The 26,440-nt window shown below is 47.8% G+C and carries 27 protein-coding genes; 7 read left to right on the forward strand and 20 right to left on the reverse strand.

Features of this window, described 5'->3' with window-relative positions; all coding sequences use genetic code 11:
• Positions 1-26: 26 nt before the first annotated feature.
• The 4 genes from FTO70_RS05925 to budA all read left to right on the forward strand — a co-directional run bounded on the left by FTO70_RS05925 (position 27) and on the right by budA (position 4,002).
• On the forward strand, positions 27-896 hold the full coding sequence (locus FTO70_RS05925; RefSeq protein ID WP_255334816.1) for a hypothetical protein: 870 nt from the start codon (positions 27-29) through the stop codon (positions 894-896).
• A 177-nt stretch (positions 897-1,073) separates the two neighbouring features.
• Positions 1,074-1,634: a manganese efflux pump MntP family protein gene (locus FTO70_RS05930; RefSeq protein WP_255334817.1), complete on the forward strand. Its 561-nt coding sequence runs from the start codon at positions 1,074-1,076 to the stop codon at positions 1,632-1,634.
• A gap of 151 nt (positions 1,635-1,785) precedes the next feature.
• Positions 1,786-2,787 carry an isocitrate/isopropylmalate dehydrogenase family protein gene (locus FTO70_RS05935; RefSeq protein ID WP_255334818.1) on the forward strand — a complete coding sequence of 334 codons (1,002 nt, stop codon included), beginning with the start codon at positions 1,786-1,788 and terminating at the stop codon, positions 2,785-2,787.
• Positions 2,788-3,243: 456 nt separating this feature from the next.
• Positions 3,244-4,002, forward strand: a complete 759-nt coding sequence (gene budA, locus FTO70_RS05940) for an acetolactate decarboxylase (RefSeq protein ID WP_255334819.1) — start codon at positions 3,244-3,246, stop codon at positions 4,000-4,002.
• A gap of 143 nt (positions 4,003-4,145) precedes the next feature.
• Here the strand turns inward: budA and FTO70_RS05945 are convergent, their stop codons facing one another.
• The 11 genes from FTO70_RS05945 to FTO70_RS05995 form a co-directional block, all read right to left on the reverse strand.
• A complete protein-coding gene (locus FTO70_RS05945) occupies positions 4,146-4,289 on the reverse strand; it encodes a hypothetical protein (protein WP_255334821.1) in 144 nt (47 codons plus the stop codon).
• 363 nt (positions 4,290-4,652) lie between these two features.
• The gene (locus FTO70_RS05950; RefSeq protein ID WP_255334822.1) at positions 4,653-5,855 is read right to left on the reverse strand and encodes an FprA family A-type flavoprotein; all 1,203 of its coding nucleotides are present in this window, start codon (positions 5,853-5,855) and stop codon (positions 4,653-4,655) included.
• 43 nt (positions 5,856-5,898) lie between these two features.
• On the reverse strand, positions 5,899-6,390 hold the full coding sequence (locus FTO70_RS18020) for a ferritin family protein (RefSeq protein WP_255334823.1): 492 nt from the start codon (positions 6,388-6,390) through the stop codon (positions 5,899-5,901).
• A gap of 113 nt (positions 6,391-6,503) precedes the next feature.
• On the reverse strand, positions 6,504-7,076 hold the full coding sequence (gene afpA / locus FTO70_RS05960) for an archaeoflavoprotein AfpA (RefSeq protein WP_255334825.1): 573 nt from the start codon (positions 7,074-7,076) through the stop codon (positions 6,504-6,506).
• Between the two features lie 240 nt (positions 7,077-7,316).
• Complete coding sequence (locus FTO70_RS05965) at positions 7,317-8,000, reverse strand: flavodoxin family protein (RefSeq protein ID WP_255334826.1); 684 nt, start codon at positions 7,998-8,000, stop codon at positions 7,317-7,319.
• Between the two features lie 189 nt (positions 8,001-8,189).
• Positions 8,190-9,575 (reverse strand): cytochrome c family protein, encoded by a 1,386-nt coding sequence (locus FTO70_RS05970; protein WP_255334828.1) that lies wholly within the window; start codon positions 9,573-9,575, stop codon positions 8,190-8,192.
• Between the two features lie 89 nt (positions 9,576-9,664).
• Positions 9,665-10,030 carry a class II SORL domain-containing protein gene (locus tag FTO70_RS05975; protein WP_255334829.1) on the reverse strand — a complete coding sequence of 122 codons (366 nt, stop codon included), beginning with the start codon at positions 10,028-10,030 and terminating at the stop codon, positions 9,665-9,667.
• 23 nt (positions 10,031-10,053) lie between these two features.
• Positions 10,054-10,407: a carboxymuconolactone decarboxylase family protein gene (locus tag FTO70_RS05980; protein ID WP_255334830.1), complete on the reverse strand. Its 354-nt coding sequence runs from the start codon at positions 10,405-10,407 to the stop codon at positions 10,054-10,056.
• A 196-nt stretch (positions 10,408-10,603) separates the two neighbouring features.
• On the reverse strand, positions 10,604-10,828 hold the full coding sequence (locus FTO70_RS05985) for a DUF2180 family protein (protein ID WP_255334831.1): 225 nt from the start codon (positions 10,826-10,828) through the stop codon (positions 10,604-10,606).
• Positions 10,829-10,838: 10 nt separating this feature from the next.
• Entirely contained in the window at positions 10,839-11,069 is a 231-nt protein-coding gene (locus FTO70_RS05990; protein WP_255334832.1) for a DUF2180 family protein, read from the reverse strand.
• Between the two features lie 278 nt (positions 11,070-11,347).
• Entirely contained in the window at positions 11,348-11,476 is a 129-nt protein-coding gene (locus FTO70_RS05995; RefSeq protein ID WP_255334833.1) for a desulfoferrodoxin FeS4 iron-binding domain-containing protein, read from the reverse strand.
• A gap of 841 nt (positions 11,477-12,317) precedes the next feature.
• On the opposite strand from FTO70_RS05995, the gene mer reads away from it, so the two are divergent.
• From mer to FTO70_RS06010, 3 genes are all read left to right on the forward strand, one after another.
• The gene (gene mer / locus FTO70_RS06000) at positions 12,318-13,304 is read left to right on the forward strand and encodes a 5,10-methylenetetrahydromethanopterin reductase (protein WP_255334834.1); all 987 of its coding nucleotides are present in this window, start codon (positions 12,318-12,320) and stop codon (positions 13,302-13,304) included.
• A 103-nt stretch (positions 13,305-13,407) separates the two neighbouring features.
• Entirely contained in the window at positions 13,408-14,451 is a 1,044-nt protein-coding gene (gene fpoF / locus FTO70_RS06005) for a F420H2 dehydrogenase subunit FpoF (protein WP_255334835.1), read from the forward strand.
• A 96-nt stretch (positions 14,452-14,547) separates the two neighbouring features.
• Positions 14,548-15,069, forward strand: coding sequence for a nicotinamide-nucleotide adenylyltransferase (locus tag FTO70_RS06010; RefSeq protein ID WP_255334836.1), 522 nt, complete (start codon positions 14,548-14,550; stop codon positions 15,067-15,069).
• Positions 15,070-15,138: 69 nt separating this feature from the next.
• On the opposite strand, the gene FTO70_RS06015 is transcribed toward FTO70_RS06010, so the two are convergent.
• The 9 genes from FTO70_RS06015 to FTO70_RS06055 all read right to left on the reverse strand — a co-directional run bounded on the left by FTO70_RS06015 (position 15,139) and on the right by FTO70_RS06055 (position 25,598).
• Positions 15,139-15,753, reverse strand: coding sequence for an adenylate kinase family protein (locus FTO70_RS06015; protein WP_255334837.1), 615 nt, complete (start codon positions 15,751-15,753; stop codon positions 15,139-15,141).
• 517 nt (positions 15,754-16,270) lie between these two features.
• Positions 16,271-18,640 (reverse strand): PEP/pyruvate-binding domain-containing protein, encoded by a 2,370-nt coding sequence (locus FTO70_RS06020; protein ID WP_255334838.1) that lies wholly within the window; start codon positions 18,638-18,640, stop codon positions 16,271-16,273.
• 55 nt (positions 18,641-18,695) lie between these two features.
• Positions 18,696-19,217 (reverse strand): pyridoxamine 5'-phosphate oxidase family protein, encoded by a 522-nt coding sequence (locus tag FTO70_RS06025; protein ID WP_255334839.1) that lies wholly within the window; start codon positions 19,215-19,217, stop codon positions 18,696-18,698.
• Positions 19,218-19,379: 162 nt separating this feature from the next.
• Positions 19,380-19,616 (reverse strand): cytochrome b5 domain-containing protein, encoded by a 237-nt coding sequence (locus FTO70_RS06030; protein ID WP_255334840.1) that lies wholly within the window; start codon positions 19,614-19,616, stop codon positions 19,380-19,382.
• Between the two features lie 222 nt (positions 19,617-19,838).
• Entirely contained in the window at positions 19,839-21,959 is a 2,121-nt protein-coding gene (locus tag FTO70_RS06035) for a thioredoxin domain-containing protein (protein ID WP_369694340.1), read from the reverse strand.
• Between the two features lie 4 nt (positions 21,960-21,963).
• Positions 21,964-22,563 (reverse strand): rhodanese-like domain-containing protein, encoded by a 600-nt coding sequence (locus tag FTO70_RS06040; protein WP_255334841.1) that lies wholly within the window; start codon positions 22,561-22,563, stop codon positions 21,964-21,966.
• Positions 22,564-22,855: 292 nt separating this feature from the next.
• The gene (locus FTO70_RS06045; protein WP_255334842.1) at positions 22,856-23,548 is read right to left on the reverse strand and encodes a TIGR00153 family protein; all 693 of its coding nucleotides are present in this window, start codon (positions 23,546-23,548) and stop codon (positions 22,856-22,858) included.
• A 228-nt stretch (positions 23,549-23,776) separates the two neighbouring features.
• The gene (uppS, locus tag FTO70_RS06050) at positions 23,777-24,673 is read right to left on the reverse strand and encodes a polyprenyl diphosphate synthase (RefSeq protein WP_255334906.1); all 897 of its coding nucleotides are present in this window, start codon (positions 24,671-24,673) and stop codon (positions 23,777-23,779) included.
• A gap of 655 nt (positions 24,674-25,328) precedes the next feature.
• A complete protein-coding gene (locus FTO70_RS06055) occupies positions 25,329-25,598 on the reverse strand; it encodes a DUF2551 domain-containing protein (protein ID WP_255334843.1) in 270 nt (89 codons plus the stop codon).
• Positions 25,599-26,440: the final 842 nt, after the last annotated feature.

Consider the following 26,440-nt stretch of genomic DNA (forward strand, 5'->3'; position numbering starts at 1 on the left):
AAGGACCAGATTTTGAAGCGATCCCTATGATCTTTCCTGACGAGTACAAGCATGTGGGTGTATCAAAAGCCCTCCCCGGGGGTGCGGAAGAGCCCATTTATTTCCTGACCGAATACCTGATAGTTGAAAAGGAGAACCCCGATAAAGGTATCCCCGAGTATTCCGTGTATCACGTGAGGAAAAGCGGGGATGGGCTGCTCCGAAAGGTTGAATCCCTCGAGCTGATTGCTTCCGGGGAAGAGGTGGTCAAATACGATAAGGAACTGAACATAAAAGACCGCACCCTCCTTATCGAGACCGCTGCAAAGCTCTGTACCGGAAAGGTAAATACCGTCATTTTTACCGGTGTAGACAGGCACGTAACTATCGTCCATGATCCCGACACCTCAGCTGTCCTTGAGCTTGAGATCCTTGATGTTGCCCCTCCAACCCCTTCCTGGCTTTCCCAGGTTGTGCGGAGGCTTGAAGCGAGCGGGATTTTCGGGGACCTTCAGGTCCGTTTCACGGAAAACACAATCGACCTGAGGCAGTTTGAAGGCGAAAATACGGTTTTTCCCTGCAGTGCATCGGGGCTTGCGGGCAAATGCCTGGACTCGGACGTGCTCACTGAAAACGGGCACCTGCTTGTGGGGTGTGAGATCTCAAAGACCCTTTTTGAGCTGCGCTTTCCGGAGCTTGCTTACTCATTTGTGAATATCTGCCCTTTCAAGTCCGAAATAGTCGTACCCACAAAGCCATTTATCACCCGCTGCTGCAGGTCGGAAAAGTCGGGGCTTGTCAGCATTAACGGCTTTGAAGGGGCCGTCGTGCACTGGGGCGCTTCGGAATACCAGGTTTCGGAGGCAGTCCGGAAACTTGTAAATGGGCTGAAGGAGAAAAGGCTCAAAGAGCCTTAATCTGGCCCTAAGGGGACTGAAGGGCTTCAAAAGTGTATGTGAAAACCTTCAGGTCATTCCAATGACTATTAAGTCTATTGCAGCAACCTTTATGTGTTACGAAATCCATTATCCCGGAAAATTCTGCATTAAAATTCTGCATTAAAATTCTGCATTAAAACGAAAATGGAGTAATAAATGTCTTTTCTAACCAATTTCCTTTTGGCCTTCGGGCTTGCAATGGATGCCTTTGCGGTGTCCATGTCAAGCGGAACCACGATAAGGCCTTTTCGGCTAAATGATGCCCTGAAACTGGCGGTTTTCTTTGGAGGTTTCCAGGCCTTTATGCCGGTGCTCGGCTGGTTAGGGGGAAGCGCCGTAAGCGGCTTTGTTTCGGACTACGCTCCCTGGCTCGCTTTCGGGCTCCTTGCTTTTATCGGCGGCAAAATGATTTACGAAGCCCTTTACGGGGGCGATGACGGAAAAGTAAGTTCCCTCAATTATTCCATGCTCTTTTTGCTTGCGGTTGCAACAAGCATAGACGCCCTGGCCGTGGGAATCAGCTTTGCCTTCCTGGACACGCCTATCCTCGAGCCGGTAATTATCATAGGCTGCGTGACCTTTTTCATGTCCTTCTGTGGGGCGATCCTGGGCTACAGGATAGGCCATTTCTTTGAGCATGAAGTTGAAATCCTCGGAGGGGTCATTCTGATAGGGCTTGGTGCGAAAATCCTTGCCGAACACCTGCTCTGGATCTGAAAATTTTTCCTCAAGGTATAACAATTTTTTATCAGGTCCTAAGTAATTTACTTCCTGATCTGAAATCTCTATCATGGGGTCCGGGAAGTCCCCTTCAGAACCTGAAAAATCCACGTCAGATTCATATACCCCAAGCCAGAGATGCATTACCATGAAACTGGCGGTAATCGAAGGTGACGGGATCGGCAGGGAAGTGGTTCCTGCAGCCGTGGAAGTCCTGGACGTTTTCGGGCTTGAGTTTGAGAAGGTGCCCCTGGAACTGGGCTATGCAAGGTGGGAGAGGACCGGGACTGCGATGTCGGATGAGGACATAGAAACTATAAAAGGCTGCGATGCGGTCCTGTTCGGTGCAATCACGACAGTGCCGGACCCAAATTACAAAAGTGTGCTCCTGACCATAAGAAAGGAGCTGGACCTCTATGCCAATGTCAGGCCCGTAAAACCCCTCCCCGGCATAATGGGTGTGACCGGCAGAAACGATTTTGATTTTGTGATCGTCAGGGAGAACACGGAAGGGCTTTATTCAGGAATCGAGGAGATAGGGCAGGACCTTTCCTGGACTAAGAGGGTCGTCACCCGGAAAGGCTCCGAAAGGATTGCAGAATACGCCTGTAAACTTGCAAAGCAGAGAAAGAACAAACTTACCATAGTCCACAAGTCCAACGTCCTTAAATCCGACAAGCTCTTCCTTGATGTCTGCCGTCAGGTTGCAAGCGCCCACGGCGTGGAATACAGCGACATGCTTGTGGATTCCATGGCATACAGCCTCATGATGCACCCCGAAAGATACGATGTTGTGGTCACCACAAACCTTTTTGGGGACATTTTAAGCGACATGTGTGCGGCTCTGGTCGGAAGCCTCGGGCTGGTCCCTAGCGCCAACATCGGGGAAAATTACGCCTTCTTCGAACCCGTGCACGGGAGCGCCCCGGACATTGCCGGAAAAGGCATCTCAAACCCGCTTGCGGCGATCCTCTGCGTAAAGATGCTACTGGAATGGATGGGCAAGGTGAAAGAGGCATCCCTTATTGACGGAGCCATCAGCCATGTGCTTGAAAATAAACTCATCACTCCGGACCTTGGCGGCACTGTCAGCACGGCAGAAGTCGGGCACGCGGTTGCAGAGTATGTGAAAAATGCATTGAAAACGTAATCCCTTTAAAAAAGTGATTTGAGGGAAGGCATGTTTTCTTTCCCTCAAAGTTCTCTCATTTAACCTTTCTTTTTTTCTTTTAATCAATATTCTGCTGTCGTTTCTACCCTTTGAACCTCTCTTCCCTTTCTGAAAAATTCAAATTGTTCATAATAGCAGGCTCTTTTGACAAGCTCTTCAAAAAACTCATTCATGGATTTATCCCCCCTTGAATAATCCTACTTGAATACCCATATAAATTTTCTACTTTCTATTTAATAAATATTTGTATCAGTCCTTATATTATAGTTGTCAAATATTTGTCATCAGTAATTCTATTTAATACATGAATTCTCTAAAATATTCTCCAACAAAAAGTTATTATGAGGAATGTTAATGAAAAAATACTGTTTGTTCATTATTTTAGCACTTTTTTCAGCTATTTGTGTTTCCGGTTGTACTGGAAATGGTGAAAGTTTGCCTGAAGATACTTACGGGGATGCACCTCCCGCCGTAGAAACTGTCGAGGCCGGAAACGATGTCCTCTACCAGGTCTCCACCCTTGATGCCCTGCTCCAGAGCGTCTATGACGGGGTTGTCTCCTTTGAAGAGCTCGAAACCCATGGGGACTTCGGGATAGGGACTTTTGACGGGCTTGAAGGGGAGATGCTGGCTCTTGACGGGGATTATTACCAGATAAAAACCGATGGAATTGCCTATCCGGTATCCGGGGAAATGACCACTCCCTTTGCTACAGTGACCAGCTTTGAAGCAGACGAAAACTTCCGGCTTGGTGAGCCCGTGAACCTCACGGAATTTGAAGAGTATCTGGACTCAAACCTCCCCTCCGAAAATCTCTTCTACGCAGTCCGCGTGGACGGGAACTTCTCTTATCTGAAAGCGCGGAGTGTACCGAGGCAGGAAAAACCGTATCCAAGGCTTGTGGATGCAGTCTCCACTCAGGCAGTCTTTGAATTTGAAAATGTGAGCGGCACGCTGGTGGGGTTCAGGACCCCGGAATACGTTAAAGGTGTCAACGTGCCCGGGTACCATCTTCACTTCATTACCACGGACAGGGGTGCAGGAGGGCATGTCCTGGACTTCGAACTTGAGGAAGGGGATGCTGCTGTCGACATCACCCGCGCCTTCTTCATGGAGCTTCCTAAAAGCGGAGACTTTTATGAAGTGGAACTGGGGCAGGATCTCCAGGCTGAAGTGGAAACGGTTGAAAAGTGAGTTTTATCTGTAAAATTAAAATTTTTTAATTTTTAATCTGTCCTTTCTTTCTTTTTCTCTTCTCTTTTTTTCTTTCTTTTTTCTCTTCTCTTTTTCCTCCGCCCTTAACTATCTTCTTCTATATTTTTTTTCTTCCTTCCCCTTTAAAGATTAAATACCGGAACTTTCATTTTCAGGTCCATTGCTGGCATTTCCCTTAACTGTCGGGAGAAGTTTGCGTTTCTGAAGCTTTCAAACTGTTCATAGTACTGAGCGCGTTCGACCAATCCTTTGAAAAACTCTTCCATTATTTTCACCTCTATGTCAAAGGACTACTTCAATATTTATTAAGGTCCGCCAAGCTAGGTGAAAGTATTCTGGATCCGGATTTTCAAAAAATTGGCCTTTTAATCTGTGAGGCTATTGATACTGAAAATCCAATCTTGAACCCTTTTTCGAGATTTTCAAATTATCTCAATACATTCCAAAAATTATCTTAATATCTTCAACATATTATCTCTATATCTTCAACAAATTATCTTAAATACCTGCAAAAAATGACCTATATACCTGCAAAAAATGAGCTGAATACCAGGCAAAAAGGCTGTTTTTCAGGGAAAAATATGGAAAATTTTTGAAGGCCTGTGGCTACGGGTTTTTGCCCGCGAGGGTTACTTTTTTGCAATTTCTGCAAGTTGTCTTCCGAGTTCCCTGCATTTCTCCAGTTCTTTTTCTTCAGGCCTGTACCGGACCTGTAAGCCGGGCTCAAGCACGTCCACCCCTGAATTTTTCAGTTCCTGCTCAATGGTTTTTACGGCTCCTCCTCCCCAACCGTAGGAGCCGAAGGCTGCAGCTTTCTTCTTCTGGGGGCGGAGGCCTTTCAGGTAGACCAGGAAATCCCCGACGGTGGGAAAGATCCCGTTGTTAAGGGTAGGGGACCCTACGGCAAAGGCAGAGGTGTCCAGCATCTCTTTCATGATCAGGTTCCTGGGGTTTTTCCTTAGGTGAAGGAGCTTTACCTCCACTCCTGCCTGCCTGACGGCTTCTGTGATTTCCCGGGCCATGATTTCGGTGCTTCCCCACATGGTGTCGTAGATTACGAGTACCTTTTCTTTTACCTCCCCGTTTGCCCAGGCAGTATAAGCCTTGAGGATTTTTTCAAGGTCCTGCTTCCAGATCACTCCGTGGGAGGGGGCTATCTGAACCGGCTTTATTCCGAATTCTTCCAGTTTTCCAAGGTAGCGGAGGAGAGGAGTCCCAAAGGGCATGAGGATGTTTGCATAGTACTCGGCGGCATCGGGGATCATATCTCCTACTTCGAAGTCGTACCTCTTTGAGGTGGCTGCGTGCTGCCCGAAGGCGTCATTTGAGAAGAGGATCCCGTCTTCCTGGAGGAAAGTCTCCATGCTGTCAGGCCAGTGGAGCATGGTCGCTTCCAGGAACAGGAGGTTTTTGCCTCCCAGGCTCAACCGGTCGCCGGTCCGGACAATCTCGAAGTCCCAGGAGCTGCAGGAAGCCTTGAAGTAACCGTCCAGGATGTCCCTGCCCCTTCTTGTGATAAGGACTTTTGCTTTTGTCAGTTTCTTCAGTTCGACCAGGGCGCCGGCGTGGTCCAGTTCCATGTGGTTTACCACGATATAGTCCAGCTTTTCAGGGTCAATGACCTGGCCTATGCGCTTTAACATCTCCCCTGCGAAAGGTTCCTTTACGGTATCAATCAGGGCGGTTTTCTCTCCAACAACCAGGTAGGAGTTGTAAGTTGTTCCTCCCGGAGTTGTAAATCCGTGAAAGTCCCTTCCGTTCCAGTCGATTGCCCCTACCCAGTAGATCCCTTCGGCCAGTTCCACGGCTTCGCCTGTTTCCTTGTTTTCCATGTGAACTCCCCTCTTCCCCTCAATTTGTGTTCCTTTAGGCTTTTCAGGTCTGCATCCGGAATTCGGTGACAGCTTCAAGGTAGTTATCAATCAACTCATAGTGGACCCGTTCATACCCTGCCAGCATCTCGAAGAACTTTTTCCGGGCCTCGTCTCCTGCCTGCTTTGCCAGTTCCGAGTAGAAGTATTCGCTTTTCCTTTCATGCCGCATGGCTGCAAGGAGGATGCCTATTGCCCCGAGCCGGGTTTCTTTTTCCACGAACTCCGGGGTAAAAGACTGTCCGCTGGGGACTTCTATTTCCACTTCCGGCAGTTGCTTTGTTTCCCGGTATTTTTCCAGGTAGCCGAGATGCTTTGCTTCTTCACCTGCCAGATATGTATAGAGGTCTTTTAGCTTGACGTCTTCCGCAGAGGCCGCCTTTTCCAGATAGAAAGCTCTTGCTTCTTTTTCCCTCTCAGATGCCAGGGCTATGGCTTCTTCGAGGTCTTTAAGCCTGCTTACCTCGTCAATTACTTCCTGAAAGACATACTTCACTCTTCTTCCCCCACGTAATCTTTAAAAATTTATTCAAGTTATGTCTGCAGTCTTCTCTACTGGTCCGCCGTGCCTTTATTCTCAGATCACGTCTTCCTTTATTCTCATCACGTTTACTTCGGCCTCTCAAGCCCCACTATGTCATATATATCGAAGGGGGTGGAGAGCACAGTGATGTTTTCCATCCGGGCAAGTTTTTCCGAATTCGTTACGTCCACTTCCCTCATCTTTAGTTCGAAAGTCCTGCCGCTGGGAGCTGATGTCTTTACCGTGCCACGCTTCTGGTCAACAGGGAGGATGTAGATGGGAGTTGAACCCTTGGCAGTCTGAGCTACTGCATTCGTTACCAGGGTATCCGCAATCCCGTACACGATCTTTGCAACGGTATTGGCCGTAGCCGGAGCGACCAGCAGGAAGTCATAATACCCCATCTGCAGGGGGCCTGCAATGAAAGGAGAGTTGGGCCCGGCATCCGTCTTGAAATTATTAAAGTCTTTCTGGATCTTGTCCCAGAGGTGGTACCATTTCATCACGGTTTCCCCTTCCTTGGAGAGAAAGACCATCGTTTCGATTCCGGTTCTGTTCTTAATGTCCACAAGGGTGTTGTAGGTCTCGATCATCTGGTCTCCGGAGCCTGTGATACCCCATGCTATCCTTTTGATTTTCTTTTGTATCGGTTCTACCAAAATAAATCACTCCTTAAGGCACTTTTAATTCAATGGTCTGAATGTTCAGAAAGTTATCTTTATAGTAAATTATAGTAAACTTTTCACTGTCAGGTTTTCGATTTCAACCGGTTCTTGAGTCTAACCAGCAGTGATATGCTTCATGCAGTTTCAATCGGTTCTTGATTTCAACCGGCAGTGATATGCATCATGCATTATGCATCATGCATTATGCATCATGCAACCTGCATTACCCGGGGCTCATCCTTTTTCCGGCTTATTCGTTTCTTCTTTCGGCGTTTCCGTTTCTTCTACCTCAGAAGCCTTTTTCACGAGTTGGGCTGTCTGAATAAGCTTTTTCAGGGTTTTTCTAAGGCTGCGCATGCCTTCGGAATCCTCGGAAACCCCTTCTGCCCCCTGGTCCCTGGACCAGAAAGTTGCTCCGAAATTGGCTCCGAAAGAGCCTCCCCCTACGGGTATCATCTCATTGATTACGTAAAAATTCAGGATGGTCTGGATGGACGGTTCCTGCCCCCCGATCCGGTCTCCTCCGTCGGCAATTCCCATCCCCACTTTGTTGAGGAAGACTTTCGGGTCCCTGGCAACAACGGCCCTGCACCTGTCCATGATTGTCTTGGTCTGGGCGCTGACATTGCCCTGGTAGACGGGAGTCCCTATTATCCAGGCGTCCGCCCAGATCATTTTATCGTACAGTTCGGCTGCAATATCGTCCTTGTGGATGCAGCCCTGCTGTTTCCGGACGCAGAAGTCGCAGTGGATGCAAAAATCCAGTTTTTTCCCTTTGGCTGTAAAATAATCGGTCTCAGCGTTGTATTTTTCCCTTGCAATCTTCAGGGCTTCCTGCACCAGAAAGTCGGTCGCCATATTCCTGGGACTCCCTGAGATACCCAGAATTTTTATTGTTTTAGTTTCAGTTTCTGTCATATCTGCTCTCCTGCGTCTGTTTTAAAAAATTATGTATGCCCTGGGATATATATTTTAGTGTGAAATATCTATCTCTTAATGTGAAAGATTTATCTCTTAGTGTGAAAGATCTTTTTTATGTGAGGGAGATCTTTAATATTTTAGTGTGAATCCCCGCATTTTCCGGCTTCTGCCCTTCTCATTCTCCTTTCACTTTTTTAATTTCCTGTATATAATTCCCAGGACAAGGACTGCAAGGGTCCCAATTGCCCCGAAACCCGGGGTTGAAGCTTCTGCTTTTTCAGGGTATGCCGCCATGTCTATCACAGGCACGCTGTAGGTTCCTTCCCCGAAGAGCTCGTCAATGTGTTCCTGGGAGGCTGAGCGGTAGTGAAGGACTGCCGTCACAATGATCGGGTTTGAGGCCCCTTCGGGCATCACGAAGGAATGTTTCTCGACTGCCGAGGCTTGGGGGCCTATCCTGTTGTCGGAAAGGATACTTTCTGCTTCCCATACCCTTACTGTGGGGTTTCCTTCGGCATCGGCAAAGACCGTATGGTACACGGTGGCCCCAGAGTCGATTTTTCCCTTTTCATCCAGGGCTCCCGAATGATAGAGTTCCTTTCCTCCGGCATCCGTTGCAATAAGCTCAAGCCAGATTTCTCTTTCTTCCGTAACCCCGCTGGGGATTTTGTGCCCGGCTCCCGAGTTCGTGATCTCTACTTCCATTTCCACGGCCTCTCCGGGCTCGGCAGATTCGGGAGCTTTTACCTGAAGGCTTGCTGCATGCTGAAGGTACTCGATTGCTCGTTTCTCATGCCTGCCTTCTCCCAGTACATCCGTTACGAAGGCGTTCCCGCCAACAAAGTAGTGGGTATACACATGTTCCCTATCCGGGCCGTTTGAGGCGGCTTTTCCGGGATTTTCTTCAAAGCCTACAATGCCCGGGGTCATGTGGCAGGCCTGGCAGGTGGTGCCTTCTTCCGCATACGGGCTTTCCTTCCATTCCGTATACGTGGCAGCAAGGGTCAGGTTGTTTGCAGGGTGGTAGATGTTGTGGCACATGCCGCAGTACTCGGAGTTATTGTAAAACTCGTGGGCTTCGGTCCCGTGGGAGGGAGATTCGGAATCGGTCCTTTGCCCCCATTTCACGTCTCCTGGTTCGAGCACGTAGGGTGCGTTTCCTATCCCCTCGCTTTCAGCGACCGAATGGCAGAAGTCGCACTGGACTCCTTCTTTTGCAACATCGCTCAGGCCCGAACTGTCAAGGGGCGGGATCTCTCCCGAAACCAGTCCTATGGGGGTATGGCAGCGGGAACAAAATCCCTCAGGCAGGCCTCCGGCTTCTGCATCTATGGAATACTCCTGCAGCATTGCCTGGTAAAAAAAGTCCCTGTCCGCGTTTGAGTGCATTGAGCCGTCCCATTCCCCGAAACTGTTCCCATGACAGTTCGAACAGAGCCCGGATCTTGAAAACTGGGCAGATACGAAATCCCCTGGTTCACTCTGCTCAGCCGCTGCAAAACTCCCTGCAATAAGGAGCAAAAGTACAGTAAAAGTTGCCCAGAAAGCCCTCACCTTCCGGATGCCGCTCATAATAAGCGCCTCCTAAATTGAGTGCGCGGGTCCTGCTATTCATGACCCGCTTTTCGTTTCTTCTCAGCTGATTTTAATGTCCATTTACCTCAGCTGATTTTAATGTCCATGAACTCTTCCCAGAGCCCATGTATGTTACACTGTTCAAGAGCGCGCAGTTTCCCCTCTTTTCCCGCCAGGGCTTTTTCGGCTTCCACCGTAAACGTGGCTTCAGCTTTTTCATTTTTTGGGGAGAGTTCTGCTCTTCCTACCTTTTTGTCATTAAGGTAGAGTTCGATCCATTCAATGTAGTGCTTTTCTTCCATTACGTGGGGTATGCTTCCCACCTGCACGGTCACGTCAAAGAGTTTCCCGGCAACGATAGACTCTGGCACAGATATCACAGGGATGTGTTTTTTCTCGCCTTCGGTCAGGTTTTTTGGGTCTACCGGTTTGTTGATTTTCCCTTCTGGCACTATGTTCCCCTCCGCTCCTGATTTTATTTTTCCTTCAGAAGCTTCAGGGCATCCCTGCAGGCAGCCACCGCCGGGGCTCCGGAGGTTATGAAGATTACGTCCAGGGTTTCCATTATCTCTTCTTTGGTTGCCCCGTTCTTAAGTGCACTTTTCATCTGGGCCACGGTGCAGGACTCGCACTGCTTTGAAGCCACAACTGCCAGGGCCATAAGGATCTTCACCTTTGCCGGCAGGGCTCCGTCTGTCAGGATCTTGTGGTCGCATCTCCTGTACTTGTGCAGGAATTCTGGGTCGAGTTCTCCAAGTGTTTCCAGAATATGGGGGGTGAACCCCATTTTTTCTCCCATACTTTCCAGTATCTCTTCGTGTTCTGCCATTCTTCTGACCTCCACCACTTTGTAATTAACAGCTATTGTAACAGCTATTGTAACAGCTATTGTAACAGCTATTGTAACAGCTATTGTCTGTTGGTTGAATATTTATCTAATTCGATATATATGTTCTCTGAAACCTGAAATGCGGCAATAGGGCTGTTCCTGCCCTCAATCCGCAGCTTTTCACGGTCTAGCTTTTTCAGACGCAGAATCCGTCTTCCAGGATAGTATCGACGCATTCCTTGCACATCATCCTGGGCAGCCCCTTCTTAAGCGTCTTGTGGGGAAGCGGGTATCCCCCTCCTTTCATGGGAAATTCCACCTGCTTGATGTGCTCCATACAGAGTCCTTTCCCGCAAATGATGCAGACGCCCACGGCTTCAGAATCTTTATTTTCTTCAAGGCAATCGTAACATTTCAGCATCATAACCACCTCAACAGACCTCATCAAACAGGCAGTTTTCCTTCAATGCTTCATGGCAGGGAACGCAGACAATCCTTTTGATGTGTTCCCTGTCAGGTTTCAGCTCGATCGGATAGTCCCCTTCCCATGCCGGGGTTTCCTCGTGGATCAGGTGGGCTTTACATACCCCTCTTCCGCATACAATACAAATCGCAACTGCGTCCGTATCCTTGCCTTCTCTGGCACATTCATAACATTTCATCGATTTCCCCCTGGATCAAAAAGTTTGTATAAAAGTTTGTATCTTTGGTCACCAATTTTCAGGTTTTAATTCATGCTTGTTGGTCAACTTCTTTATCGGTTAACTTCTAAAGATGCCTGATCATCAATATTTTCCAAAAATATTTTCTTACACTATTTTCTAAAAAATGGTCTTTCTTTTACAGTTCAACCCCCATGTCCCATGAAATATTTTCCATTCGCAGTTAGGACCCGGCGTCTCATGAAAATTTTCAAGTCTCCGGGTTTTTCATGCTCCTCTTACTCTCCCTTTAAAAGGGTCATGTCTTCCCCGCAGCAGACAAGTGTCCCACCGCCGACTTTCGTTACGACTACTTCGTTGCCGCAAATCTCGCAACGGTACTTTTCCCCTGCAGCCGATACAGCCATGGCTCTTCCACCTCCTTTCCGCTTCTTAGAGTTTATTTTTTACAAATTCAACTCTTCTATAAGCATTCTACAAGGACCGTCCCCACGGTCCTGTTTCCCTTAGACGCCACTCTGATTATTTGTTAATTATCCATATAATGACCATTCTTCGTATATAATTATAGGGATTTTTCAGAAAGTTAGTGCCTATTTTACCCCGGGATTGACGAAGGGTTCTACATATTTTCATTCATCAAGTAGCGGTTTTTGAGGTTTTATGATCCCTTTCTTTTCGGTTCCTTTCTCTTCTTTTCGGTTCCTTTCTCTTCTTTTCGGTTCCTTTCTCTTCTTTTCGGTTCCTTTCTCTTCTTTTCGGTTCCTTTCTTTTCTTTTCGGTCCTTTTCTTTTTCCATTTTTTTCATGGGGGCATGCGGATTTCGGGGGCCATTCATCTTATAATATAAAACTTTTCCTCAGTCCGGACTGGACACGTCTTTAAAAAAAAGTTAGTTTTTCTTTTTCAGCCCCTAAAGCGTCCCTCTTCGGAATCGGCTTTCTGAATGCTCTCCTCTGGAAAAGGTTTTTAAGTTCGCTCATTTCTCTTACTGAATGGGTAAGGTTCTAATCTGTCTTTGATGTAGAGCAGGCGGGATGTGAATTTTATAGAACTGTATATATACTATTCATTTAATACAGTTAATTATATATAGATTCTTAAATACAGTTATGTGAATTCTAGCCTGGGATTATAATTTATATCTATTATAATGGACATCAATTATAATTCGAAGGGAATATATTTCAATTCGTATGAAAAACATGCCCATTTAGGCCAGTAAACAATAATTAGGAGTAATCAAAGATGAAGTTCGGAATCGAATTTGTGCCAAGCGATCCAGCCTTAAAGATCGCATATTACGCAAAGCTCTCAGAACAGCAGGGATTCGACTACGTCTGGATCACTGACCACTACAACAACCGTGATGTGTATTCCACCCTTACCGTTCTCGCCCTGAACACCAACAGCATCAAGATCGGTTCCGGTGTTACAAACTCCTACACCAGGAACCCTGCAATCACCGCATCAAGCATCGCTTCAGTCGCTGAGATCTCGGGCGGCAGGGCAGTCCTCGGCCTGGGACCCGGAGACAAAGCAACCTTCGATGCCATGGGCATCGCCTGGGAAAAGCCCCTCGCTACCACCAAGGAAGCAATCGAGGCAATCAGAGGTTTCCTCGCAGGCCAGAAGGTCTCCATGGACGGCGAAATGGTCAAGTTCGGAGGCGCAAAGCTCGCTTTCAATGCAGGAAAGGTTCCCATCTACATGGGTGCCCAGGGCCCGAAGATGCTCGAACTTGCCGGTGAGATTGCCGACGGTGTCCTGATCAACGCTTCCCACCCGAAGGACTTCGAAGTCGCTGTGGAACAGATCAGGAAGGGTGCCGAGAAAGCTGGCCGCGACCCGAGTGAAGTAGATGTTACCGCATATGCCTGCTTCTCCATTGACAAGGACCCCGCAAAGGCCGTCAATGCTGCAAAAGTAGTTGTTGCATTCATCGTTGCAGGCTCCCCCGACCTCGTCCTTGAGCGCCACGGCATCCCCGTCGAAGCCAAGGCCCAGATCGGTGCAGCCATTGCCAAGGGAGACTTCGGAGCCCTCATGGGCGGGCTTGTTACCCCCCAGATGATCGAAGCCTTCGCTATCTGCGGAACTCCCGAAGACTGCATGAAGAGGATCAAGGACCTTGAGGCAATCGGTGTTACCCAGATTGTTGCCGGATCCCCGATCGGTCCTGACAAGGAAAAGGCAATAAAGCTTATAGGCAAAGAAATCATTGCAAAGATGTAATTTTTTAAATACATCTTGCATAAACATTTTTTATTTGTTTAATTCCATTTTGAAAAAAATCTTGCCTTTGAGGCAAGTACATCAAGGCGTTGGAGGTAACTGATTGCCACCAAAAATAGCAGAAGTCATTGAATATGACGTATGCGCAGCCTGTGGGGCATGCGAAGCCGTATGCCCTATCGGGGCTGTTACCGTGAAGAAGGCGGCAGAAATTCGAGATCCGAACGATCTGTCCCTGTACGAGAAAGGGGCCGGATACCAGGTCTGTGAAGGGTGCTTCACTTGCGGCAGGGTATGTCCCGTAGTGGACGGTTTCATTGAGGACGAGCTTGCAAATGTGCGCAGTTTCTTTGCTGCAAAGGCTAAAGATTCCAAAGGAAGCCAGGACGGAGGAACATCCACTGCAATCCTTAAAGCCCTCTTCAGGAAAGGAGAAATCGACTGTGCCGTCGGGATAACCAGAAACGAGAAATGGGAACCCGAAGTGGTCCTGCTGACAAGCGAGGAAGATGTAGAGCGGACAAGAGGGACCAAGTATACCTCAGACCCCATACTTTCAGCCCTCAGGGAAGCCTTTGACAAGTACGACCGGATTGCGGTCGTGGGCGTGCCCTGCCAGGCCCATGCGGCAAGGCTGATCCGGGAAAACGTAAATGAAAAGATCGTGCTCATTGTGGGTCTGCTCTGTATGGAAAGTTTCCACCATGACGTGATGCTTGAAAAGATCGTCCCCGAGATCCTTCAGGTCAAGCTCGAAGATATCTGGAAGATGGAGTTCACCAAGGGCAAGTTCTGGGTCTACACAAATGACGGAGAAGTCCACTCCGTGCCCATCAAGGACGTCGCCAGGTTCGCAAGGAACCCCTGCCACCACTGCTGTGACTACACCTCGGTTTTTGCCGACATCTCGGTAGGTTCGGTCGGTGCTGCTGACGGGTGGAACTCAGTCTTTATCAGGACCGAGATCGGTGAAAAGTATTTCGACCTCGTCCGTGAAGACCTGGAGATCAACGAAGACCCGAAGCCCGGGCTTGAACTTGTCGGAAAACTTATAGATATGAAGCGCAAGGGCAATGCCGAGCACTATGTCGAAGTCTGTGAGAAATTCAGCTTCGAGGCAGCAGGCATCCGCAAGGAAACAATCTGAGCCCTTTGCTAAGCCCGAGAGTTATATCAGATAAATCGAGTATCAGATAAATCGAGTATCAGATAAATAAAGTACAAATTCGAGGTGGAATCCGGGATGATGCGAGCCTTTTACATCGGACGTTTTCAGCCGTATCATTTCGGGCACCATGCCGTAATAACCCGGATTGCCGAAGAAGTGGATGAACTCGTCATAGGCATCGGAAGTGCCCAGAAAAGCCACGAAGCCACCGACCCGTTCACTGCAGGGGAAAGGGTGCTGATGCTCTACAACGCCCTTGAGAATCTCCCTATCCGCCATTACGTCGTCCCGATCGAAGATGTAAGATATAACTCAATCTGGGTCCACCACGTCGCTTCCAGGACCCCCCGTTTTGACGTGGTGTACTCGAATAATCCTCTTGTCATCCAGCTCTTCCGGGAAGCCGGTTTCTGTGTAAAAGAATCGCCTCTCTATGTCCGGGAAAGGTATTCCGGAACCGAAATCCGGAGGCGGATGATCGCAGGAGAAAAGTGGGAACACCTGGTCCCGAAACCCGTAGTTGAAGTCATCCGGGAAACTAACGGGATAAGCCGCCTCCGGAACGTTTCTGCCAGCGACAGCAACTTTTCTTTGTAATATTTCTCTTTGAAATTCTTCCTTAACAATACTTTCCTTAACAATACTTTTCTCTGTAAGGTCAGCTTTTCAGGGTATCGAATCTATCCAGTCAAGGGAGCCCGGGCTGTATTCCTGCAGTTCGTCTTCTCTTCCGCTCAGGAGATGGTCTATGATTTTTTCCACGTCCCCTGCGGTCTCTTCCACTGCCCTGCCTGTGGTGTTTACTTCAAAAACCTTTTCGCACCATTCGAAGGCTTCTGCCAGGATCACGTCAATTGCCTCGGCTTCTGCGTTTTCGTTTACCTTTTCTTCGGAATACCCGCGCTTCTCAAGCCTTTTTTGCAGCTCGGGAGGGTAGGCCCTGAGCACGATTACAATGTCCGTTATGTAGTGGGCAAGGTGGCTTTCGATGATGGTGATATTTTCCTTTTCATTTCCATTTCCGGTTTCTTTTCCGGCTTCTTCTCCAGTTTCTTTTCCGGTATCCTGCCCATTTTCTCCTTCGAGAATCCCGGAAAGGCGCTCCCTGATAAGTTCCATGTCAGCTACGACTGCGTCTCTTTCTTCATCGACTTCCGAGTAGAGGTGTTCCTGTTTGATCAGGTCATTGAGGTAGATTACTTTCCAGCCCCTGTGTTTTTCCAGGAGCCTGCTGACTGAAGTTTTCCCTGTGCCGGGAGTGCCTGTAAGTCCTATGAGCATGGAGAGGGAAATGGGACTTATCGCAGTTATACTTAATGCCGGCTCTGGAGGAACTGGCTGCCGGGGATTGCCGTGCCAGCATTTGTCTCCTTCAGCTTTTCGGGTCCCCGCAATCTCACCGGGCGCTGTGTCGGCCGGCCTTTTCCTGAAAGTTAATAAAAAAAGTGAAAGCTCAGACTTTTTCTGTCCTTTCAAAGCGTAACTCTCTAAAAGTTCCATTCAGAGGTCGAATAGTGAACTACCAGCTGCTGAACTCTGGCGGGGATGAAAAACGGTGCAATCTATGATTAATGGGTTCAGGACTTTGAAGCTTAAATATGTTTTTTCTGGATGGCTTTTTTCTTTTTTTCCTCTTTTTTCAGGGTTTACAGGGAAAAACCGCACTGCGTGCGGGGGCAATAACGGTTTTAATACGGTATTCCGGTTGTTTCGGTTTCCTTATCAATTTTCTTCATTTTCCCTTTTTAAAATTCCTCTGTTCTTCTCCATTTTCCCTTTTTTGTAATTTGCCCCTCTCTTAAAGGTCCCGTCTCTTAAGCACCGTCACAATCCCAAGGTAGCCGTCCACGGACAGGTAGTCCCCGTTTTTTATGAGTTTTGTTGCATCAGGGACCCCGGTTATGCAGGGGATTCCGTATTCCCTTGCAATAATTGCCCCGTGGATCAGCATCCCTCCTCTCCGCTCCACGATTGCGGCGCAGAGGGGCACGACAAAGGTCATGTTAGGATCCACAGCGTCGCATATCAGGACTTCTCCTGCCTTGAGGTCGAAAAGGTCGGAATCTTTCAGGATTACCCGGGCATGCCCCTCGGCTGTCCCGGGCCCTGAGGGGTTGCCGAGGAGCTGCCTGGGCCTGACATTTTCTTTCGTTATTCCCGCTGTTCCCGGAATTTGAGGTTTTCGGGGGAGTTTTTCAGGTCCGGGGCGATAGGCGGGGTTGCAGAGGGCTTTTGTCAGCTCTTTTACCAGTGCCGGTTCGCGGAATGTCCTTGCCGGAGGGATTTCGGGTTCTTTCAGGCCTCTTTTTTCCAGTCTTTTTCTGCCTTCAAGGAAGGCCCTTTGAAGTTCGGCCTCGATTTTTCCCAGGTATATGTTGTCGTCATCCCTCAGACGGTAGCTTGCCCTGGCCAGGTCCAGCAGTTCGGCTGCAAACTTTTGTTTTTCATCTTCGAAACTGGACAGGAATTTTTCTTTCAGGCGCCGGATCCGGTCCGGGTCTTTTTTCCCGGCAACCGGAGGAAGCAGGGGGCGAGATGCCATTTCAAGGAGCAGCCTGTAAAGGCCCTCCTTTGCTTCAGGGCTTTCAGAATAGCTTCCCCCGTATCTGGAGATGAAGGCTTCAAGTTCTTTTCGGAATTCATTTTCAAGTTCGGTTTCATTTTCAAGTTCGGTTTCATTTTCAAGTTCGGTTTCATTTTCAAGTTCGGTTTCATTTTCAAGTTCGGTTTCATTTTCAAGTTCGGTTTCGTTTTCCTGAACGGGTTCTTCTTTATCTTTATTCTCTTTAAATGCTGAAAGTCCCTTCAGGAGTTCGGGTTTTTCCCGGAGCCTCCCTGCCATCTCTTCAAGCTTCCGGTTCCGCTCCAGGCTCAACATCTCCGTGCCGGAAAGGAGGTCCGCAAACTCGTAGGGATCTTTTGGGTTTACGGTTTCGTTGTAGACTTTCCCGAAGAGGCGGGCCCCGTGGGCAAAGGGGATGAACTCTTCCCAGTAGATATCGTGCCACTTCCGGTAGATTTCAGCCCTTTTTTCGATTTCTTCCGCAAGGGCGGGGTCAGAGGTGGCGGAAAGGTTTTCTTTTTCAAGGTCAAGGGCTTCAGCCTGCATTGCAGGAATGTACTTTTCCTCAATGGCAGCCCTGAGTTCTTTCAGGTTTTCGAAGCTGCGCCTGAGGCTCAGGTACCAGCGCCTTTTTTCGTCCCTGTCCTCCTGCAGGAGCGTGGTGATCGGCCGAGACTGCAGGGTGTAGAGGGTTGATTCCCGGAAGGTCCACTCAACGTCCTGAGGAGTTCCGAAAAGGGCCTCTGCTTTTCCGGTAAGTGAATAGACTTCCAGGACCTCTTCCGGGGTAAGAGGCGGTTTCTTTTTCAGTGCCTCGGGCAGGTTTTTCAGTTCAGTTCCTTCTTCTCCCCTGCTTTCATTCCCGGCTACAACAGTTTTTTCCCTTTCTGCCGGCATGTGGGTTTTTATGTCTCCTGTCTCCCTGGAAAGGGTCCAGCGGTCAGGTTCCACGGTGCCGTCCACAAGCCCTTTGTTCAGGCCGTAAACGGCTTCTACCACGGCTTCTGATTTGTTTTCGGGGCTCATCCCAAAGGCTACGCCTGAGCTCCTTCCTTCCACGGTCTCCTGGACCAGGACAGCCATTGCGCTGTTGAAAATGTCAAGCCCCATCTCTTTTCTGTAAAGGAGGGCCGTGTCCGACCAGAGGGAAGCCCAGACCAGGCGGAGGTGCCGGAGGATTTCAGGAGTCCCGCGGATGTTCACGTATGAGGCATGCACCCCGGCAAAAGAGGTTTTTGCGGTATCTTCTCCAGGGGCAGAGGAACGGACAGCAACCGCCTTTTTCCCGAAGCGGCGGAAAAGTTCCGCTTCAAGTTCTTTTTCCATCTCCGGAGGGAGAGGGGTCCGGGCAAACATGAGCTTGATTTTTTCCGAAAGGTCCCAGAGCTCTTCCCAGCGCATCTCCTCAAAGGGCTTGCGGTTCATCTCAAGGAGGATTCTGCCCCTAAGCCCGGTCCTGTCCACGTACTCGTTATAGGCTGTGGTGCTAATGCAGGTTCCCGGAGGCACGATCATGCCGTTTCGGTGCAGGAAACCCAGAGCCGAAGCTTTTCCCCCGCACAGCTTTCCGGAATTTCCCCTGAGCTCCTCGATGGGAATGAGCAACCTCCCCGTAGCCGACCCCCCTACTCAAAAATAAAAAACTGAAATCGTAAAATAGTTAGACCGAAACTTCCACAACGTGCTGGAAGCGGGTCACAACGATGTATTTTTCAACGTGGATTTTCAGGAACGCATTCGTGGGTGAGTGCAGGAAGTCCACAAGGTGCGGGTGTTTCATAAGGTAGATGTTTTCCATTATCTTGCGCTCGAAATCCTCTACAGGCTCAATCTTTCCCATGGCCGTTACGGCTACGGCATCCCGAAAGTCCTCGATTGTATTTTTCCGGTTGTCAATAAGCAGGGAAACTACCGGGTTTGCCGAGAGGTTTTCGTATTTCCGGGTGGCTTTCGTGGTTGAAAAGAGGATATATTTCAGCTTCTCGTCCGAGGCAAAGGCTACAAGGCTCACGTAGGGGGCCGTTTCACTCTGTGTTGCCAGCACTGCAAGGGGCTGGGTTTCAAAAAGCTTTCTCAGCTTCCCGAGCAGCTCCACTTTATCCAGCCCGATGCTTTCCACAGGAGCTTTTCCTTCCTGCTCTTCCAGTTCGTGGGAAAGAAGGGATGCAATTTCATCTTTCATGCTAACCATTCCTTCATGTTATAGATTTTCTGCAAGCTTTCCTGTACTTTTCTGTACTTTTCCTGTACTTTTCCTGTACTTTTCCTGTACTTTTCCTGTACTTTTCCTGTACTTTTCCTGTACTTTTCCTGTACTTTTCCTTTAATTTTTCATGATAACGAATCATTCCTTCAGGGTCCCCACAATCGGATAATTTTCAAAGACTTCCGGGCCGTGTGGGGCTTCATCGTCCATAACCTCAGAAAGGTCCTGTCCGGCATCGTGAAGCCCCTGATGGGCACCATCTTCCCAGAGGTAGCTGTCCGATATATCGTAAACTTTGCCTTTGTAGGCAACATACATCTTTGTCCCATCTTTTCCATTGTATGCAGCAAGTTCTTCAGCTGTGTATTCTTTCATTTCCATACCCCTTTGTTTTAGTGAACTTGTTTTAGTGAACTTGTTTTAGTGAACTTGTTTTAGTGAACTTGTTTTAGTGAACTTGTTTTAGTGAACTTGTTTTAGTGAACTTGTTTTAGTGAACTTGTTTTAGTGAACTTGTTTTAGTGAACCAGTTAGTAGAATCAGTTCGTTTGGTTACGCCCATTATTGCCTGGCTCCATTAATTCTGCATTTTCAGTGTCATACATTTAGCATTTTCAGCATTTCCCTGATCTCGGTGGTGGGGCGCTGGCATTCGTGGCTTTTGCATACGTATGCTGTGGCTTTTCCCTGGATGGGCACCTGCATTTTCGTATACGGTGCCAGTTCTGTGATGTCGAGTGCTTCTCCTTCTTCTCCTTCCTGCCTGAATATCAGGACCTTGTTCGGGATGAAGTAAGTCCGGAGCTCTTCCAGCATATGTTTTGTATCCGGATCTCCGGGCTTCCCGGCAATGACCACTTCATATGCAGGGCCTGTCCTGAAGTCCAGGGCCGAAAGGAACTGGGTGTAGCCTGAAGGTATTTTTTGTACAAGTTTTGAAAAGGCGAGTTCCAGCCTTTCGGCCGTTTCTTCAAGGTCAGTGTCGGCTGTAATACGGGAAAGGCGCAGGAGATTGAGCATTTCTATGGAATTGCCGGAGGGTATAGCTGCGTCCGTAAATTCTTTTTTCTTGAAGATCAGGGCTTCGCTGTCGTCGGCGGTGAAGAAAAGCCCACCCTGGGTTGTGTCCCAGAAATGCTCAAGAAGTTCCCGGTTAAGAGAGATAGCTGCTTTCAGGTAGCGAAGTTCGAACCCGGCTTCATAGAGTTCAAGGAGCCCGTGGACCAGGAAAGCATAATCGTCTGCAGTCCCGGCAATACCCGCAACTCCGTCCCTGTACCTGTGAAGCAGCCTTTTTTGGGGACTGTACAGGGTCTTCAGGATGAAATCCGCGGCTTTTTCGGCAGCTTTCAGGTATCTTTCCTCTCCGAAAGTCCGGAATCCTTTTGCAAGGGCTGCGATCATGAGGCCGTTCCAGTCTGTAAGGATTTTGTCGTCTCTGGAAGGCCTTTTACGCTTTTTCCGGGCTTCGTGGAGTTTTTCTCTGGCAAGTTTTACCCTGTCTTCGATTTCCTGAGGAGGGACGTTGAGTTTGGCTGAAAGCCCACCGGGGGAACGGGCCATGTAAAGGATGTTGGCTCCCGTTTTCTTTCCCCTGATTTCCTCTTCAAAATTGCCTTCTTCCTTGAGGTTGAACATTTTTATTATCAGGTCGGCTTCTTCGGGGTCCAGGGTGCTCTGCACTTCTTCTAAGGTCCAGAGGTAATACCTGCCTTCTTCCCCCTCCACATCCGCATCTTCTCCGCAGTAAAACCCGCCTTCAGGAGAGGTCAGGTCCCTTAGCACATAATCGAGGACCCCTCTGGCTGTTTCTCTGTACAGTTCATTTCCGGTCGCCTGGTAGGCTTCCGAATATGCACTTGCAAGAAGGGCCTGGTCGTAGAGCATCTTTTCAAAATGGGGGACTACCCACATGTCGTCTGTGGAGTAGCGGTGAAAGCCCGAGCCCAGGTGGTCGTGGATTCCACCTCTCTGCATGTAATCCAGGGTGTGTTCCACCATATGGAGGGCTTCCGGGTTCCCGCTGCGCCGCCAGTATCGGAGCAAAAAGAAGAGTTTATGGGGAGCCGGGAACTTGGGGGCGCGTTCAAAACCTCCGTAGTTCCTGTCAAATGAATCAAGGAGTTCTTCATAGGCCTCCTGCAGAACTGCCTCTCCCAATCCTTCTCCTGCGGACTCTGTGACCATGTTCTGGATGGTTGCCGTGATCTTTTCTGCTGAGTCGAGCACCTCTTCATGCTGCCTCTCCCATATTTCCTGTATCCTGGGTACCAGTTCCAGCATCCCGGTCTGGCTGAACCTGGTTTTTTTCGGGATATAGGTGCCTGCGAAAAAAGGTTTTTTGTCCGGGGTCATAATAATGTTAAGGGGCCAGCCTCCTCTCCCCAGGATGATCTGGCAGACCGTCATGTAAATGTTGTCAATGTCAGGCCGCTCTTCCCTGTCCACTTTTATGGAAACAAAAGCCCTGTTCATGAGCTTTGCAACTTCATGGTCCTCAAAAGATTCATGCGCCATTACATGGCACCAATGGCAGGTGGAATAGCCAATGGAAAGGAAAATTGGCTTGTTTTCCTTTCTTGCTTTTTCAAAGGCTTCTTCTCCCCAGGGATACCAGTCCACAGGGTTGTATGCATGCTGCAGGAGATAGGGGCTTTTTTCATTGATCAGGCGGTTTGGTTGTATCTTTTCTTTTTCCAGTTTGATCCCTCCGGCTATTCCTTCAGGTCTTCAGTTCTTTCCAGGCTAGCATCCCGCCTTTCAGGACTTTTACCTTCTCAAAACCTGCTCGGGTCAGGGTCCGGGCAGCGCTTGCAGCCCTTACGCCCGAACGGCAAACAGCAACGATTTCCCTATTTTTAATTCCATCAAGTTCCGAAAGCCTGCTTTCCAGGTTTGAAACCGGAATGTTAATAGAATTTTCCAGATGCCCGAGGTTTCCGGAAAGTTCCTTTGCTTCTCTCACATCCAGAATCAGGGGAGGGTTCCCGGAACCCAGGGCTGTCTTCAGTTCCGGGGCCGAAATCATCACAAAACCCGGAGTTTTTTCCCTCAGGATCTCAATCCCTTCAACACTGCAAGCCCGGGAGTCTGGTGATTCTCCGGCTTCTTTCTCGTTCCGGGCACAGGCATCTCCGCCCTTCAGCATGTTCTTTACCCTCTCCAAAAGCCCCATTGTCAGATAATCAACATTTTCGAACTTTTTTTTCCCATAGGAGTTACCCTGTTCCGGATTTACAGGTGCAGTATCCTCCGATCCCCTGATCCCCATAAGGCAGGCCCTGCAGGAATGGGGATTCCACTGTTCAAAATTAACGTCCATTCCAACTACCCCATACTTCAACGGCTGATCTACCAGTATCCTGTCAATTCATCAAGTTTGTCTATCCGGTTGATTGTCTCATCCTGCTCAAATTTTGATGGATAGCAAATTCCCCTAACAACAAATTCCCCTAACAACAAATTCCCCTAACAACAAATCTCCTGTTCCAATGACCCTTTAAGCTGAAAAATCAGGTGTATTTAAAATTCCCCATTTTAGATAGTCTCCCCCTGAATATCAATATATCGGTATTTCCGGGAGCCGTTTTTTGGGTTTCTTCCTTCGGATTTTTTCAGCGCCGGAGCAGCATGGTCCTGAGGGTATCTGCAGCGGCAGCTGCCCTGTCGGCAACATCCCCTATTTTATCAACAAGAATCGTAAGGTGGCAGATCCCTGCTCCTCCGAAAGTCTTTTCGTTTGCAAAGATTTTTTTCAAAAGCTCGCTTTCGATAAGATCCACTTCATGTTCTAGTTTTTCTACCTGTGGGACGAGAGTAAGGATCTCTCTTATATTATCCTGCCCTCCGGGCTTGTTGAGAAATCCATAGAAACCGGACAGGAGCCTCTCATTGACACTGATGGTCTCCAGGGTGGCAGTTGCAAGCCTTAGAAAACCTCTTTTCATGTCTTCGGGAAGATTATCGGGCCTTAGCGTAAGCCAGTATGCAGCACTCTGGGCTTTGTTCAGGATTTCGTCCTGTTGATTTAAAAAAAACAGAAGGTCTTTTGAATCCACAGGCAGTAGCAAGGATGAAGGGAGGTTTTTCCTTATTTCCTGCTTTATAGCGTCGGCTTCTGTTTCCAGCAGGTCAACCTCGGAGCTTTTGAGCTCTACGAGTTCCATGTTCCCGGCGCAGTACGCTTCCACTCCTTCTTTCAGTTTCCAGGCTGCAAGAACCCCTTTTCCTGCATGTTCTTCAAAGGGAAGGGGTGGCATCTTTGAAAACAGTCCGATCAGGGAACGGATAAAATCCCTGTACTTCATTCCATTAATCCCCCCGGAAGTCCATAACGTCCTTACACTCTTTGCAGTGAAGAGCTCCCCACGCGTATTTCCGAATTTCCCCCGTTTTCGGAATTTTGTTTCTTTCAATACTTCATTTTTTCAATACTTCATTTCTTTCGGTACTCTATTGTTACAATATTATTATGGATTTATGGGACCTGAAGGATATGAATGTTCTCTCCAGCTAACCTGTGCCCTCAGGAGTTTTCAAGATACGCCCTGCTTTTTCAAGGGCTGCAGTTTTCCCAACTCCTCTAGTTTTTCCCCGTATTTGCCAGTTCTGAACATATTCACAACTTTTGAGAACCGGTATGAATGCTCTTTCCTTTTTTCAGCTTTTCGGGCCTGGTAGACTCTTATTGAGCGGAGGATGTCGATTTTTCTGAATTCTGGCCAGAAAGGAGCGCAAAAGTAAGCTGCACACTCGCTCCCGTTCGCCTGCCAGGGCAGGAAATTGGAAACTCTCTCATCCCCTCCTGTGCGGATGATAAGGTCTACGTTAGGAACCGATACACCGGGGGCCGGGTAAAGGTGTCTTGAGATAAGGTCTTCATCCACTTCTTCAAGGGAGAGATTTCCTTCCTGAATACAGTATGCAATCTCCTTGACTGCCTGGGTAATGTCCTGTCTTCCTCCATATGCAATGGCCACGTTAAGGTTAAATTTTCCATAATGTTGGGTGGCTTTCTCTATCTTTTCAATGGACTCGTTCAGGAAAACGGGCAGTTTTGACCTGTCCCCTATCACCCTGACCTGCATTTCTTTCTTGTGAGTCCTGGGGTCTGAATAAATTTTCAGGAACTTTTCGTTTATGAGCTTGAAAAGCCCGTCCACCTCTTCTTCTGGTCGGTGGAAATTTTCGGTGGAAAAGGCATAGAGAGTTAGCTGCTTCACTCCTATTTCATAGCACCATTCGATAACCTGCTCTGTAACCTCAGCTCCCATTGAGTGCCCGTAGCTGCGCGCTTTCCCCAGTTGCCCCGCATACCTGCGGTTTCCGTCCATGATCACGGCGATGTGGGAGGGTATTTCTGAATTCTGGATTTCCTTTTCGAGCCTCCGCTCATATTCCCGATAAAATAAGCGGAAGATCCGTTTTTTCATGAAACGAAGCCCGGCCCTGAAGATTCCCGGGTTCCATAATCCCTTTTTCACGCTCTTTATGTGCTTTCCCCCTGAATACATAGCGACTTTAGTGCATGGTGACTCTAATGCATGGTAACTCTAATGCATAGTGACTTAATGATCTTTATATATTCTTCTCCTTTGTGGGCTTATTGTCTTTCTGTTTAAATTATTTAATCTTTCTTTTGTTGATAAACCTTCGGAAAACTAATTTTATTAAATGAATCTATAATTGAGGAAAATATATTCTATCTGGTATTCATGTTATCAAAAACATATTCAATATTATTAAGTGTTATTTCTTGTAAGTGTTATTTCTTGTAAGTGTTATTTCTTGTAAATGTTCGTTTCTTGTAAATGTTTGATCTTCCGGGTTCTACTGAAAAAACCTCGATAATGCCATCTTAATAAATAAAGCAATAAAAGCACTAAAAAATTACCCCTTTTCAATAGGGCACAAATTAATTTTTCAGGGCAGCAGCCTTTCTATCATTTCGGCCTTCATCTCTAAGAGGCCGGGGATGCCCAGCACCTGAAGTTTTGCCCCTGTTTCGCTGGCGTCTTTGCAGGACAAAACAGGGCTTCAAAAAGTCATCACAAAAACAGGATTGAAAGTAACTTCGCAACTTGCGGCTCAGTAGTTTTCAAGCACGGCGCCGACGACTGTTTTGTAGTTGTCTTTCAGGGAATAGACGTTGTGGTCTCCTGTAACATTTATGCTCAGGATACCTAACCTCGTGTTCATTAGCCCGACCATGGCTGACACTCCCCGGTAGCTTACTTCGAAGTTTCCTCTGTCGAGGAACTCATAAACTTCACCGGTGGTGAACTTGCCTCCGGTCAGGAAGAGATTGAGCACAACCTTGCGTATCCCGCTCTCGTCCCTGCCGAGATACTTAATCAATCTCGCTCTTACCCTTTCTTCCGTTGTTTGCAGTTTCTGACACCTCAGTTAATGATAATTTGAATTATTATTGATTCTGGATTATATTACACATTACTATTTGATTCTAAGCTATAAAGGTATGCGACACGCCTTTCAGGGCAGTGAGAATCGAATACCCTATATCCTTATCGTTTATATATTTTAGGATTACTTTTTTTGGATTATTTATATTGGAGTATAGAAAGGCGTGAAGAATTCCCTGAGAACAGAATACTCCGAACTTTTTAATTAACCGGAAGTGCAAAATTACGGCAGTCCATTGCTATATGGTCTATTTATTATAGGATCTACAAAAAATACCTCCGGAAAACCTGTGTCTCTGAGGTTCAAGGGCCACTGAAATATTTGAAGATAATTGATCTCAAAAATAATCTTCCAAAAATAGTCTGTCTACGGGCTGGATTCCGGAACAACGTCCATGCTTCTGAGGATGCGGCACATGAAGCTTTCTCGTCGCAGCAGTATACCCCGTGGGTCCAAAACCAACGTTCAGGGAGTTTAAGTTTTCAAAGGTATTTTTCATGAATGCCAGTTATACCCGGTCGTCGTAACTTTTTCAGAAACAGTTCTTAGAAACTCGAATCCCAAAACTATTTACTCTTTTTTAACTATTACTTCTTATTAAATTGATGTACAAGTTCGGGGTATACAGTTCTTTTGGGGGGCAATTTTTGAGTTATATCCTTAAATTCTCAATACACAGGCATAAATAGCCACTTCTTTCTGCTGTTAGGTCCTGTTAAAATTAAGATAAATTTGCTTAAATAATGATTTATTCAGGGATAAATTAGATGGGTTTA

The organism is Methanosarcina sp. KYL-1, assembly GCF_024372725.1.
In the GTDB taxonomy this organism is placed as follows: domain Archaea; phylum Halobacteriota; class Methanosarcinia; order Methanosarcinales; family Methanosarcinaceae; genus Methanosarcina.